This is a genomic window from uncultured Collinsella sp., assembly GCF_959026545.1.
GTDB lineage: Bacteria > Actinomycetota > Coriobacteriia > Coriobacteriales > Coriobacteriaceae > Collinsella.
Window position 1 is genome coordinate 38,570 of the sequence record NZ_CAUFLV010000008.1, and the last position, 13,504, is coordinate 52,073.

At 63.3% G+C, this 13,504-nt stretch carries 13 protein-coding genes; 1 reads left to right on the forward strand and 12 read right to left on the reverse strand.

Features of this window, described 5'->3' with window-relative positions; genetic code table 11:
- Nucleotides 1–75 precede the first annotated feature (75 nt).
- From Q5Q88_RS05270 to tilS, 6 genes are all read right to left on the reverse strand, one after another.
- The gene (locus Q5Q88_RS05270) at nucleotides 76–1,647 is read right to left on the reverse strand and encodes a PTS transporter subunit EIIC (protein WP_294160031.1); all 1,572 of its coding nucleotides are present in this window, start codon (nucleotides 1,645–1,647) and stop codon (nucleotides 76–78) included.
- 31 nt (nucleotides 1,648–1,678) lie between these two features.
- Complete coding sequence (locus tag Q5Q88_RS05275) at nucleotides 1,679–2,545, reverse strand: PRD domain-containing protein (protein WP_294121570.1); 867 nt, start codon at nucleotides 2,543–2,545, stop codon at nucleotides 1,679–1,681.
- A 42-nt stretch (nucleotides 2,546–2,587) separates the two neighbouring features.
- Nucleotides 2,588–3,154 carry a PTS glucose transporter subunit IIA gene (locus tag Q5Q88_RS05280; protein ID WP_294121567.1) on the reverse strand — a complete coding sequence of 189 codons (567 nt, stop codon included), beginning with the start codon at nucleotides 3,152–3,154 and terminating at the stop codon, nucleotides 2,588–2,590.
- A gap of 229 nt (nucleotides 3,155–3,383) precedes the next feature.
- Nucleotides 3,384–5,639 (reverse strand): ATP-dependent zinc metalloprotease FtsH, encoded by a 2,256-nt coding sequence (gene ftsH / locus Q5Q88_RS05285; protein WP_302742155.1) that lies wholly within the window; start codon nucleotides 5,637–5,639, stop codon nucleotides 3,384–3,386.
- Nucleotide 5,640: 1 nt separating this feature from the next.
- The gene (gene hpt / locus Q5Q88_RS05290) at nucleotides 5,641–6,189 is read right to left on the reverse strand and encodes a hypoxanthine phosphoribosyltransferase (RefSeq protein ID WP_118652269.1); all 549 of its coding nucleotides are present in this window, start codon (nucleotides 6,187–6,189) and stop codon (nucleotides 5,641–5,643) included.
- Between the two features lie 53 nt (nucleotides 6,190–6,242).
- Nucleotides 6,243–7,829: a tRNA lysidine(34) synthetase TilS gene (tilS, locus tag Q5Q88_RS05295; protein ID WP_302742157.1), complete on the reverse strand. Its 1,587-nt coding sequence runs from the start codon at nucleotides 7,827–7,829 to the stop codon at nucleotides 6,243–6,245.
- Between the two features lie 61 nt (nucleotides 7,830–7,890).
- Here tilS and Q5Q88_RS05300 point away from each other — a divergent pair, with 61 nt between their 5' ends.
- Nucleotides 7,891–8,733 (forward strand): MBL fold metallo-hydrolase, encoded by an 843-nt coding sequence (locus Q5Q88_RS05300; RefSeq protein WP_118652263.1) that lies wholly within the window; start codon nucleotides 7,891–7,893, stop codon nucleotides 8,731–8,733.
- 12 nt (nucleotides 8,734–8,745) lie between these two features.
- Here the strand turns inward: Q5Q88_RS05300 and Q5Q88_RS05305 are convergent, their stop codons facing one another.
- From Q5Q88_RS05305 to Q5Q88_RS05330, 6 genes are all read right to left on the reverse strand, one after another.
- Entirely contained in the window at nucleotides 8,746–9,177 is a 432-nt protein-coding gene (locus tag Q5Q88_RS05305; RefSeq protein ID WP_118652260.1) for an Hsp20/alpha crystallin family protein, read from the reverse strand.
- 240 nt (nucleotides 9,178–9,417) lie between these two features.
- A complete protein-coding gene (locus Q5Q88_RS05310) occupies nucleotides 9,418–10,107 on the reverse strand; it encodes an AAA family ATPase (RefSeq protein WP_118652257.1) in 690 nt (229 codons plus the stop codon).
- A 152-nt stretch (nucleotides 10,108–10,259) separates the two neighbouring features.
- On the reverse strand, nucleotides 10,260–10,898 hold the full coding sequence (locus Q5Q88_RS05315; RefSeq protein WP_118652254.1) for an amino acid ABC transporter permease: 639 nt from the start codon (nucleotides 10,896–10,898) through the stop codon (nucleotides 10,260–10,262).
- 3 nt (nucleotides 10,899–10,901) lie between these two features.
- Nucleotides 10,902–11,687 carry an amino acid ABC transporter permease gene (locus Q5Q88_RS05320; protein WP_118652251.1) on the reverse strand — a complete coding sequence of 262 codons (786 nt, stop codon included), beginning with the start codon at nucleotides 11,685–11,687 and terminating at the stop codon, nucleotides 10,902–10,904.
- Entirely contained in the window at nucleotides 11,688–12,671 is a 984-nt protein-coding gene (locus Q5Q88_RS05325) for a transporter substrate-binding domain-containing protein (protein ID WP_302742160.1), read from the reverse strand.
- Nucleotides 12,672–12,687: 16 nt separating this feature from the next.
- A complete protein-coding gene (locus Q5Q88_RS05330; protein WP_118652248.1) occupies nucleotides 12,688–13,419 on the reverse strand; it encodes an amino acid ABC transporter ATP-binding protein in 732 nt (243 codons plus the stop codon).
- Nucleotides 13,420–13,504: the final 85 nt, after the last annotated feature.

Genomic DNA, 13,504 nt, shown 5'->3' on the forward strand with positions numbered 1-13,504 from the left:
CGGGGCCGAGCGGGCTTGCGCGCCCGGCCCCGGTTTCCCACCGCCGTTAGGGAAACATGACGGTATGGGAGCCGATTACATCTTCTCGAGCGCGTCCTCGACGGCGCCGCGCACGCTGGCGACCTTCATACCGAAGATAATCTGAACGTCGTTGCCCTTGCGCACGATGCCGCTGTTCTCCATGCGGTTGATGAAGTCCTCGTTCACGAGGCTCTCGTCGGCGACGCTCACGCGCAGACGGGTGAAACAGTTCTCGACGGACTGGATGTTTTCCTTGCCGCCCAGACCCTTGATGAGGTCGAGGATGGCATCGTCGCCGGCGGTGTCGACAGCGGCTGCCGGAGCTGCGGCGTCGGGGGCGGACACGGCGGAGGCGTTGTCCTCATTGCCCTCGCGGCCCGGGGTGTGCAGCTTGAGCTTCTTGATGAGAACGGTGAAGATGACGAAGTACAGGGCGGCATTGACCACGCCGAGCACAAGCATCATGGGCCAGTTGGTCTTCTCGACACCCAGCACCAGGTTGGATACCACGATGTTGATGATGCCACCCGCGGTGGAAGCCGGGATGTTGAGGACCTGCAGAAGCACGAGGCTGATGCCGGACAGGATGGAGTGGACCACGAACAGGACGGGAGCCGAGAACACGAACAGGAAGTCGATGGGCTCGGTGATGCAGGTGAGGACCGCGGTGATCATGAGCGGGATGATGACGGCGCGGGTCTTGTCCTTGTTCTGCTTATAGGCGGTCACGATGAACGCGGCGCCGATGCCCAGGTACGGCCACAGGTTGTTGAAGGTGTAGCTGTTGAAGTAGGTGCTGGGAGAGAAGGGCACGCCCTCCATGGCCATCTCGGCAACGCGTATGGGGTAGGCACCGGCGATGACGGTCTCACCCAAGGCGAGGGTGCCGCCCACATCGGAGAACTGGAACGGGGTGTAGATGAGGTGATGCAGGCCGAGAGGAACAAGCAGCTTGTTGAGCATGCCGTACACGAACAGGCCGATGCTGCCGCTCTCCTGGATCATGCCAGCGAGCGACGCGATGGCGCCCTGAACGGGCGGCCACACCACGCAAGCACCGGCACCCAGAACAAGGGAGATCACGATCATGATGAGGAAGGGGAAACGCACGCCCGAGAACATGGACAGGGCCACGGGGAACTGCTTGCCACCGAACTTGTTGAACACCCAGCCGGCAAGGCAACCGAGCACGATGCCGCCGAACACGCCCATGTCGAGGACCTGGATGCCGAGGACGGAGGACTGGCCGGTGCCCACGAGACCGAGTTGCGTGGGCTCGGCGAGCATGCCCATCGCCTCGAGCACGATGTTGTTGGCGTTCAGGAACAGGAAGAACGACATGAGGCCGATGAGAGTGGCATGGCCCTTGTCCTTCTTGGCCATGGCGCCCGCAATGCCCGCGCAGAACAGCACGGCCAGATTGTTCACGATGAACATAAGGCTGTTGTAGATCACCTTGCCGCTGACGGCGAACACGGGAAGCTGCAGGAACGGAACGGCCGCCACGATGGTCTGGTTGGTGAGGAGGATGCCCAAGATCAGCACGGTACCCGCCACGGAAAGATACATCAACGGCTGCACGATGGACTTGGAAAACACCTCCAACGCGCTCTTCAGATTTGCCATTACCCAAAACTCCTTTCTTCTTGCCCGCGCTCTACTCGGCGGCGGATGGGGCCGCTGGCGCTTCGGCGCGTGCGGCATTGACGAGATTCATGATGTGGTACACCAGGTAACCCTTCTCGGCGTCCGCGACCGCGCACCCGTAGGTGCTCGCCACGTGCCCGCCAATGCGCTCGGTGCACTCGAACGCGGCGGGATACTGGTCTTTACCCAAATGGAACAGGAAGGTGTCCTCCGACTGCACGACGCTCTTGTCGAGCACGCGCTGGGCGAAGAACTGCAAGTGGCGCAGGAAGCGCTCGTATTGGATGGACTCCTCGTCGTACACGAGGTCGAATGCCTCGGCCACGATACCCAAAATCTCATTGATCATGCTGATGGACAGCATGAGGTGGTCGGCGCGCTGCCGCATGGTGGCGTTCACGATGTGAAGCGTTATGAAGCCCACCTCGCCCTCGGATACGCGAATGCCCAGGCGGTCCTCGATGATGTCCTGCGCGCGGAGGGCCAGGGCGAACTCCTTCTTATAGAACCGGCGAGTCTCCATAAGAAGGGGATTGTCGCAGGGAACCTCAGCGCGCTCACGCTCGATGGCCATGGAGATATGGTCGGTCAGCGCGATGAGGACGTTGTCGTCGACATCGCTTCCCAGCTCCGCGCGGAGCATGGCGACAATATCCTCGGCAACGGAGAGATACTCGCTGGGAATGCCCTTGATGAGACGCTCGAGGCGGTTGAGCGAATCGGGATCGTCGAGGGTGAATACCTTCTCAACGGCGGATGTGTCAAGCTCGTCGCCGCGCGAGCGGCCGAACGTGATGCCGCGGCCGATGGCGATGCGCTCGACGCCCTCGTCCTCGACCATGGCTACATTGTTGTTGTAAATGCGCTTGATGACCATAACCGCTCCCGCGTGTATCCCGTGCCCGTCTTGGCGATACGCCTAGGCGAAGCTCAGCACGCGCTCACCGAAGGCGACGGAGCCCGGCTCGCACGTAGCAACGGTAAGCCCGGCGGGAACCTCGGCGGCGATCACCATCGTGGTGTCATCGTAACCCGCGGCGGCAATCTTGTCGCGGTCGAACGTCACGAGCAGCTGGCCCTGCTCGACGTAGTCGCCCTGGGCGACGTGGGCGGTGAAGCCCTCGCCCTTCATGTCGACCGTGTCGATACCGATATGCAGCATAACAGCCACGCCGCTCTCGTTCTTGATGGCGAGCGCATGGCACGTGGGGAACAGCGCCTCGACCGTGCCCGAGAAGGGCGCGACGAGCTCACCGGAGACGGGCTTGATGCCAATACCGTCGCCCATGGCCTTGCTGGAGAATACCGGGTCGGCGACCTCGGCGATATCCATGGCGGTGCCGGGAACCGGGCACAGCGCCGAGATGCCAGTTGCAGCTGCCGGCGCGTCCTCGGTGGAGGGTTGCTCCGCGACAGCGTTCTCGTTATGGGAAGCGGTTTTTTCCGCGGCCTGCTTGCCGCCAAAGAGATTGGAAAGGAAACCCATGGTTCTCACTCCTTCGCCGCGTCGCGGCATAAAAATAACCCCACCAAACAGACTGCCGGCATGGCCGCGAGCAGTCCAAGAGTTTGGTGAGGCCCAAGAGTGGTTCGAGGTAACCTTCCGCATTTCTTGTTTGCAGGCGAGAGTATAAAAACCAGAAGGCCCCATCGTCAAGTTGATGGAGCCTTCTTTTTCTTGTGAACGGTCTGATTTTCCCGGCGAGCGGCATGGGCTACTTGGCTGAAGGGTCGGCCCCAACGGAAGCATCCCCGTCGGGGGCACACGGCTTGCTGACGCCCTCGTCTGCAACGGCTGCCTGCGCGAACGCAGCCGCCTCGGCGGCGATCTCCTCGTCGCTCTGGCGCGGCCTGGCGCGACGGGCGCGCTCGGCCTCGACAACAGCGGGGTCGGCACCGTTGGCGGCTGCCTCGTTGCGCGCCTCCTTGGCGGCAGCGATATCGCCCTCGCGCTCCAGATACGCATCCCACTCGTTGTTGAGCAGGGCATCGACGGCCTCGCCCTCAACGGTCTCGCGCTCAAGCAGAACCTTGGCCATAAGGTCAAGTTGATCGCGGCGGGCAGAGAGGATCTCGGCTGCGCGTTCATGCGCCTCACGCATGATGCGCTGGACCTCGGTATCGATGCGACGAGCCGTCTCCTCGGAGTAATCCTGATGGTCGGCGTAGTCGCGGCCGAGGAACACCTGATGCTGGGCCTCGCCGAACACCTGCGTGCCCAGCTCCTCGCTCATGCCCAAGCGCGTGACCATCTCGCGAGCCAGCTTGGTGGCGCGCTCAAGGTCGTTGCTCGCGCCAGACGTGATGTCCGTGCACATGAGCTCCTCTGCCACGCGACCGCCCAGGAACACGGCGAGCTCGTCGAGCATCTCGCGACGCGTCTTAAGGAAATGGTCCTCGGCCGGCAGCTGCATGGTGTAGCCGAGCGCTTGGCCGCGGCTGATGATCGAGATCTTGTGCACCGGGTCGGCGTTGTCCAAAACGTGGCCCACCAGTGCGTGACCGCTCTCGTGGTAGGCGATGGTCGTACGTTCGGCCTCGCTCATCACGCGGCTCTTACGCTGCGGACCCGCCATGACGCGTTCCATGGACTCCTCGATCTCGTCCATCGAGATGAGCGAGCGGTTGCGGCGGGCGGTGAGCAGAGCCGCCTCGTTGAGCAGGTTCGCCAAGTCGGCACCGGCAAATCCAACCGTGAGCTGCGCGAGCTTCTCAAAACTCACGTCCGTGTCGAGCGGCTTGTTCGCCGCGTGCACGCGCAGGATCTGCTCGCGGCCGCGTACGTCGGGGCGGTCGACCGTGATCTGGCGGTCAAAGCGGCTCGGACGCAGCAGCGCCGGATCGAGCACATCGGGGCGGTTGGTAGCGGCGATGAGGATCACGCTCTCGCTCTCCTCGAAACCGTCCATCTCGACGAGCAACTGGTTGAGCGTCTGTTCGCGCTCGTCGTGACCTCCGCCCAGGCCCGCGCCGCGCTGACGACCCACGGCGTCGATCTCATCGATGAAGATGATCGCCGGAGCCTGCTCTTTGGCGTTCTTAAAGAGGTCGCGCACGCGCGAGGCACCCACACCCACGAACATCTCGACGAACTCGGAGCCGGAGATGGTGAAGAACGGCACGCCCGCCTCGCCTGCGACTGCCTTGGCAAGCAGGGTCTTACCCGTGCCGGGAGGACCAACCAATAGCACGCCGCGCGGAATCTTGGCGCCCAATTTACGGAAGCGCTCGGGGTCGGCGAGGAAGTCACGGACCTCCTCGAGCTCCTCTACTGCCTCATCGATGCCCGCAACGTCCTTGAACTTGACCTTGGGACGCGTTGCCGGAGTCGTCTTGGCGTTCGTCTTGCCAAACTGCATGGCCTTGTTGTTGGCGCCCATCATCTGGCGCATGAAGTACATCATCGCGATGATGATTACGGCGGTGGGCAGAATTGCCAGCAGCAGGTTCATCAATGCATCGGGATCCTCGGTATCCACCTTGTACGTGGTCTTGGGATGCTCGGCCATGAGCTCGGCCAGCGAATCGGAGCCCACATAGGTGGAGGTGAACGTTTCCAAGTTCTTCTTGGACCGGCTCTCGCCCTCGGGCCAATACGTGCCGCTCACCGTACCGTCGATCACCGTATAAGTTGCCTCGTCAACGCGACCTGCCTCCACGGCGGCAACAAAATCACTGGTAGCGAGCTCCGTGGGCTTATCACCCTGACGAAGACCGCCACCGAGATTCCAAAACGTGTAACCAAGCAGAATGCAGGCGAAGGCAAAGTAGATCCATCCCGTGCGCGAGGGACCTCCCGCCCCTTCGGGTCCACCAAAGGGCCCGAAGCCATTGCCGCCCCGGTTACCACCATCGTCCGTAGGACCCACTCCCTGCGGGGGCGTTGGCCCGCCATTTCCATTGCCGGACCCGCCTCCCTCAGCAAGGAGGGCGACGGGTCCCCGTGCGTAATCGTCTGTGCGATCGGTCATGCTATGCGTAAACCTCCGGTTTGAGAACGCCCACATAAGGCAGATTGCGGTAATGCTCGGCATAATCCAAGCCATAGCCCACCACAAAGGCATCGGGGCAGTGCGTGCCCACGTACTTGGGATCGATGGCCGCCTGCTTGCCCTCGACGTCCTTCCACAGGAAGGTGCAGACCTCGAGCGAAGCGGGACCACGGCTGGCGAGGTTCGCCATGAGATACTTGAGCGTTAGGCCGGAATCGAGAATGTCCTCGACGATGAGAACGTCGCGACCCTTGATGTCGATGTCGAGGTCCTTGATGATGCGCACGATGCCCGAGGACTTGGCGCCGTCGCCGTAGCTCGACACGGCCATGAAGTCGATGGAGAGCGGAGCGTCGATGGCGCGCATGAGGTCGCCCATGAAGACGACCGCGCCGCGCAGGACGGCGATCAGCACAAGGTCCTTGCCCTGGTAATCCTCGGAGATCTGCGCACCCAGGCGCTTGACCATGGCGGCGATGTCCTCCTCCGAGAACAGGACCTTCTCAACATCGGGATGAATCGTTTCCATGGATACCCTTTCATGGCGCGTATGCAGATAATTGCAGCATACCCGTTTGGGAGTTACTGCACGTCCGCAACGGGACGAAATGTCAATTTTACCAAGACTTTGCTGGTGGCGGTGCATTTAAAGCGATCGTCCAAACGAACTGGTGCCACCCACACGATCGCACCGCCGGGGGAAGTCCGCACCACGGGCGTGTACGCGCGCTCGGAACGTGGAATTTGCGCCTCATTAAGGAGATCCGAAAGCTTCTTGCTGCGCCCGCACATGCCAAAGGGGCAGAGCATGTCGCCCGGCGCCGGGACATCCACCCACAGGCGCAGCCCGTCTCGACTCGGCACGGACGAGCCCGCAACGCCCCAACGCTGGTCCTCCGCCAAGCGCGGGAGATCGTGCGCCGCATAGCCGAGCGCCGCCGCGTCGATCAGCACCGATGCGGGCGCGTCGCTTGTCGCCGAGAGCGCGTCCCCACGTGCGGACGACACCTCCCGCGCCAAGGCGACGCCGTCGGTGCCGGCGGGAAGCTCCACCAACTCCGCCTCGACCACGCCACCTGCCGCCGTGCGCAACTGCCCGGGAATCGCAAGCCAGCCTGCAGTGGCGCGTTCGCGCTCCTCGGGCGTTCGCAGGGCGAGCGTGCCGAACTCGATGCGCGCATCGATTCCCGCCGGAAGGGTCACGGAGCCCTCCGCGCGAGCCACGCAGGCAAGGACCGCCTCCACATGGCGCATCTCCAAACGCGCCTCGGTATCGAGCTCGCGTACGGCCAGGCGCACGATGCGTCGCGCGATGGCAACCTCCGCCGCCGCGAGACGCGCGGCGTCGAGCACGATGAGCCCCGCAGCCCGACGGCGCTCGCAACCGCGCAGGGCAGTCGCGGCGAGCTGAGACATGAACGCGTCCTCGTCGCCCAAGATGTCGCACGCCGCGCTCACGCTGCGCTCCACGTTCGGATTGCGTTCCTGCGCAACGGGCATGAGGCGGTGACGCACGTAGTTGCGTAGATACCTCGTGTCTTGGTTGCTCGCGTCCTCGCGCCACGGCTGGCCGGTGACCTCCAAATAGCGCACCAGCTCCTCATGCGTTCGGTCGAGCAGGGGGCGCACGATGATGTTTCGCCGGCGCGGGATGCTCGAGAGCCCAGCCGCGCCGGAGCCTTTGATGGCATTCATGAAAAACGTCTCGGCTCGATCGCTCGAGGTGTGAGCCGTGAGAATCCGCGCGGCGGAGCGAGGGGTTCCCGCTTTTCGCGAGAGCTCCCCTACATACCGGCGCGCTGCGGCATAGCGAACCTCGCGTGCGGCACCCTCGAGGTTTTGCCCGCCCAGATCGGCAAAGCTCGCGTGCTCGACGCAAAGCGGCACCCCCAGCTGTTCGCAGAGGGCGCGCACGAACTGCTCGTCGCCATCGGACGCCTCTCCCCGCAGATGATGATTCACGTGAAGCACATGGAGGCGCTCGCGAGCGATGCGCGTGCGGCCCCTACCGTCGTCCATATCGAGCGTTCCCGTGCACGCCAGGAGCAACAGCGCCGTTGAGTCCGCACCGCCTGATACCATGAGGACAACGGGGGCGCGCCGCTCGAGCGCCCGAGCGGCGGGCGCCGTGGCGCGTCGCGTGCCATACCGTTGGGAAACTGTGGGCATGTCCCACCCCTTCTGCCATATCCACCTGTACGCATTGTATCTGCGAGGAGCCTGTAACGCCATGAAGCAACCAGTCGCAACGCCGTTCCCGCGTCCCCTTCACCTTCACATCCTCGGAAGCGGGTCGCAGGGCAACTGCGCCCTCATCGAAGGGCCTCAAGGGCTCATCATGATCGATGACGGCTTTTCCCGCCGGGAGGTGCTCACCCGCATGCACGACCTCGACCTGAACGAGGACGACGTGCGTGCGCTTATCCTCACGCACGAGCACAGCGACCATGTGAGCGGCGTGTCCGTGTGGGTCAAACGCTTCGACGGGCCTCTGTTCGCGAGCTCGGGCACGGCGGAAGCGCGCAAATACCTCGCCTGCCTGCCTTTTGAGACGTTCATGCCGGGCGAGGTCCTCGAAGTCGCCGGAGTGCGCGTTGAGACCTTCCCCACCTCGCACGACGTCGTCAATCCGGTGGGTTTTAGATTCTCCTGCAATGGAGACTCGATCGGCTATGCCACCGATACCGGCACCCTGCCGCCTGGCGCCATGCGTCTGCTTGCCGATGTGCGCATTCTCGCGCTTGAGAGCAACCACGACGTGCCGATGCTCCGCACCGGCTCCTATCCTCGCTACCTGCAGGACCGCATCATCTCCGAACGCGGGCACCTCTCCAACGCGCAAGCCGCCGAGGCGCTACCGCAGCTGATCACCAGCCGAACCGAGCACGTGGTCGCCATGCACATCTCGCAGGAGAATAACCGCCCGAGCCTCGCCGTGCGCGCACTGGCCGAAGCCGTAGGGGCACAGCTGGACGACGAGCTGGGCTCGAGCGCCACACTCGACCGAGGCAGCGAAAAGCCGGCGCTCCGCATCCGAAGCGCCGGCCAAAACCGTCCGATATCAATCTTCTAACGCGCTGCCACGTTAGTCGATGGAGATCTTCGTGACGTTCTTCTTCTCGACGAACTTGGGCACGTTAACCGTGAGGACGCCGTCGGCAAACGTGGCGGACAGGCCCTCGCTCGCCGCGTCCTTGAGATAAACGCCGCGCGTGGCGCTATAGGAAGTGAACTCGCGCTGGAGGTAGTTCTTGCCCTTGTCCTCCTCCTTCTCCTCAACGTTGACGGAGATGGACAGACGGCCCTCGTTGAGCTCAACGTCCAGATCGTCCTTGGTGACACCGGTGAGATACGCCTTGACCTCGTAGGCGTCGCCCTTGTCCTCAACGTCGATGGGGAACGCTTTCGCGGCAAGCGCCGTGCGCGGGATGTCCATCATGTCGTCGAAGATGTCGAACAGCGAGTTGGTGGAAACGGGGAGGACGCCATAACCCTGACGATACGGAACCATTGCCATAATCGATCACTCCTTCGTGATGCGCGCGGGGCGGGGTGTCTCGCGCCTTTGCGCGTGCCCTTTGGGGCGCGCGTCTTTGTTTGACAATCCGGTTATGCCCGCATCGCCGCCTATTATTCACAGACGCACAAGTTTTTTAAGCGTCATATTGTCATCATATCTAAGTGTACTTGACTTAGATATCTTTTCTCGATGCTTCGGTGGGGTTCGCGGGCGCTCCGTCCGCTGCCCCCTCTCAATTCAATGCCGCAAATCGGTAGACGTGCTCGCCTGTTCGGCCTCGCGTAGCTTGGAGCGGTACGCAGCCGCGATCACGTCCACGCATCCCTGGCGCCCAAGCTTGGCGCGGTTAACCACGATATCCTTGCCATCGGTCATCTTCCATTTGCCCGCAGAGTAGCGCTTGTAGAACGCCTCGCGCGCATGCTGGCGCTCGCGCACGAGCTTGGCGCCGGCGCGCTTGTCCAGCCCGCGCTTGCCGCGCACGATCTCAACGCGTGCATCGAACGGCGCCGTCACCAGCACCGCGATGTGGTTGGGGTTGTTGCGCAGCAGGTAATCGGATAGGCGGCCCTCGATGATGCAGCTACGCGTAGCCGCCAAGTCCACGATCACCTGGCTCATCGACTTGAAGAGCTTGTCCGAGAGCGTGCGCGAATCTGCGCGGTCGGGCAGAAACGCCATGAACTCCGCGGCCATGCGCTCGTCGTACTCGGCAACCTTGTCGAGCGCCTCACCCGCGCGCGTGGCGGAGCGCACGAGCAGCTCGTTGTCATAGAGCGGGATGCCCAACTCGACGGAAAGCATCTTGCCGATCTCGTGGCCCTCCGCGCCGTAGTCGCGCGCAATGGTGATGACCACGGGCTGATCGGCGCGCGCCTCCTGCTCGGCAGCGAGCCTACGCTCGAAACGATTCTTTAGGTAACCCATTCCTTCTCCTTACGAGAGAACCGATTAAAGCTCAAGGCGCATCCGGGCGCCCCAGATTGGCGTGCAGGGAAAGACGCTCGCCCGCTGCGAGGCGCCAGGCCCGTGCGAAAACGGCCAACTGAGCACCAAGGCGGGGTGTCCGGGCGCGCCGACTATGCCGCGATGGCCTTACGCTGGTACCGGCGGACCAGCAGCGAGATGCCAAAGTTCAGCGCAAAATACAGCGCGAACACGAAACCGTATAGCATGAGCACCTGATCGAGTGCGATCGCGTGCGCCATGACCACATTGGTGGTGTACATGAACTCCGCCACGTTGATGCCCGAGAGGTACGAGCTGTCCTTGATCACCGTGGTGCACTGGCCGAACAGCGCCGGCGTGATGGTGCGGAACGTCTGCGGCAGGATGATGTAGCGCATGGTGGCAAAGAAGCCAAAGCCCTGGCTGCGCGCCGCCTCGAACTGTCCGGCGGGGATGGCGTTCAGGCCCGCGCGCACGATCTCGGCCATGACGGCGCTCGTAAACAGGGTGAACGCGAGCGTCGAGATGAAGATGTCAATGCCCTGCACCGTGAAGTAGATGAACAGGATCCACAGCAGGTTGGGCGTACAGCGGAACAGCTCGATGTAGGCGCTCACCAGCCAACGGAACGGACGGGGCGCGTAGCTCTTGATGAGCGCGAGCACCGTGCCCAGGATGACCGAGCAAATGATGGACAGCACCGAGATCTCGACGGTCTTGACGAAGCCACCCAAGATGTAGATGAGATTGGTCGCGTTGAAGATCTCCATCGCCTACGCCTCCTTTCCGGTAGCCGGGGCGGGCACGGCAGCGGCATCCGTAGCGCCGGCGACGTCCGTCACGCCGGGGATGACCTTGGCGCGCGGGCGCTGCTTGCTGCGGCGCTCGAGCCACTGACCGAGCATGGCCAAAGGAAAGCAGATGATGAAGTACATAAAGCAGCAGACGATGTATCCCTGCAGGTACCCGTAGAGACTCACGAAGTTGTCAGAGCGGTACATGAGGTCGCCGCCAGCGACCAGCGCAAGCACCGAGGTGTTCTTGACCAGGTTGAGTGCTTGGTTGCACAGGGGCGGCAGGATGATCTTGAACGTCTGCGGCAACACGATGTACGCGTATGTCTGGACGCGGGAGAAGCCCTGACTCTGCGCCGCCTCCATCTGGCCGCGCGGGACGGCCTCTATGCCGGTGCGGATGACCTCAGCCACGTAGGCAGCGTGGTACAGGCCCACACCGAGGGCACCGAGCGCGAACGGGGCGATGCGCACGGGCTGCGCCGCGCCGGTGATGGCCTGCAGGAACTGCGGGCCGGCCATGTACATGAACAGCACCTGCACGGGCAGGGGCGTGTTCTGGTAGAACTCAACGTATACGCGGGAGATGCCGCGCAGGATGCGCGAGCGCGTGGTGGACAGGACGCCGAGCAGCGTGCCCAGCAGCAGGGCGAGGGCGAGGCCCGCGGCGACGACGCGCAAGGTCACGCCAAAGCCCTCCCAAAACGGTCCCATGTTGGCGAACGTCAGCGTCCAGCGCTGGGGATCAAGTAGTCCTTCGAGCATTTACACCAACCCCCACTTCTCGATCTCCTCGTCGAGCCAGCCGCTCGCCGCGCAGTCCTGCACGCACTGGTCGACCACGGCGGACAGGTCGCTGCCCTTCTTCGTGGCAATGCCGTACTGCTGCTCGCCAAACTTCACCTCGGGCTCGAGCAGCTCGACCGTCTCGTTCATGTAGCCGGCAAGCGTGGAGCGGTCCATGGCGAAGCAGTCGATGTTACCCGCGTCGAGCGAGCTCTTGATGATGGGGTAACCGGAAAACGCCAGGAACTCCGGAGTCGCGTCGATATCCTCGTCCACGAGCATCTGCTCGATGAGGCTCTGCGTGGTGGCGCCCTGGCTCACGCCGATGATCTTTTCATCGAGGTCGGCGATGCGGGCGAAGCCGCTGCGCTTCTTGACCATAAGGCCCACGTAGTCGGTGCGGTACGCGGTGGAGAAGTCCCAGCTCTCGCGACGCTCGGGCGTGATGGTGTAGGTGGCGCACACCACGTCGAGCTGGTCGTTGTCGATGAGCGGACCACGGGTCTTGGGCGTGACGTCGGTGAACGCCACGAGCCCGCGCTCGCGCGCCTCATCGTAGCTCACGCCAAAGATGGCGGCGGCGACCTGGTAGCACAGGTCGATCTCCATGCCCTCGTAGACCTGGGCGGCGGGGTCGTAGTAACCGTAGCCTGGCACGTCCTTCTTAACGCCGGCGTTCAGCTGCCCGCGCGCCTTAATGGCGGAGAGCTTGGAGCCGGGCGTGGCGACGGACGAGGAGCCGGCGCTGGCTCCGTCCGCACCGCAGCCCGTCAGCGCGCCGGCTCCGGCGAGCATTGCCGCGGCAGCGACGCCGCGCAGAAGCGAACGACGGCTCAAGCTGGGCTCGGTTCCGCATCGAGTACCCGTGCAGGAGACGCCGCGGCCATTGGCGACGAGCCCATCGCCGGCGCCGGGGGCGAATGGCAGGCGGTCGCGCCACCCGTACGTCATCATGTCCTTCATACACATCCCCTCGCCTTTAGTGCAGGATCTTCGCGAGGAAGTCGCGGCAACGCGGGTTCGTCGGATTGTCGAAGAAGTGCTCGGGCGTGCCCTCCTCGAGGATGCGGCCGTCGTCCATGAAGATGACGCGATCGGCGACCTGGCGGGCGAAGCCCATCTCGTGCGTCACGCAGATCATGGTGATGTTCTCCTGCGCGAGCTCGATCATGACGTCGAGCACCTCCTGGACCATCTCGGGGTCAAGTGCCGAGGTGGGCTCATCGAACAGGATGATGGGCTGCTTGGTACACAGGGCGCGGGCGATGGCGACGCGCTGCTGCTGGCCACCGGAGAGGTTCTGGGGGTACTCCCCTGCCTTGTGGGCGAGGCCCACGCGCTTGAGGGCCGCCATGGCGGCGGCGTTCGCCTCCTCCTTGGACTTCTTTTGCAGCTTGATGGGCGCGAGCGTGAGGTTGCCCAGCACGGTCATGTTCGGATACAGGTTGAACTGCTGGAACACCATGGAGCTGTACGTACGGGCCATCTCCAGGTGGTTCTTCTTGGTGAGCGGCGTGCCATCGATGATGACCTCACCGCTGGTGGGCTCCTCCAGGTAATCGACGCAGCGGATGAGCGTCGACTTGCCCGACCCAGACGGTCCGATGATGACGACCTTCTCGCCCTCCGCGACCGTGAGGTCGATGTCCTTGAGGACATGCAGGTCACCGAAGTACTTGTTCAGGCCGTGTATCTCAATCATGTTGGCCATGCGATCCCCCCTTATTTCCGTGCAAACAAGAGCCTGTTATACCTTATTTCCCCAGCTACGCGCAACATTATGGATTTCAAAACCA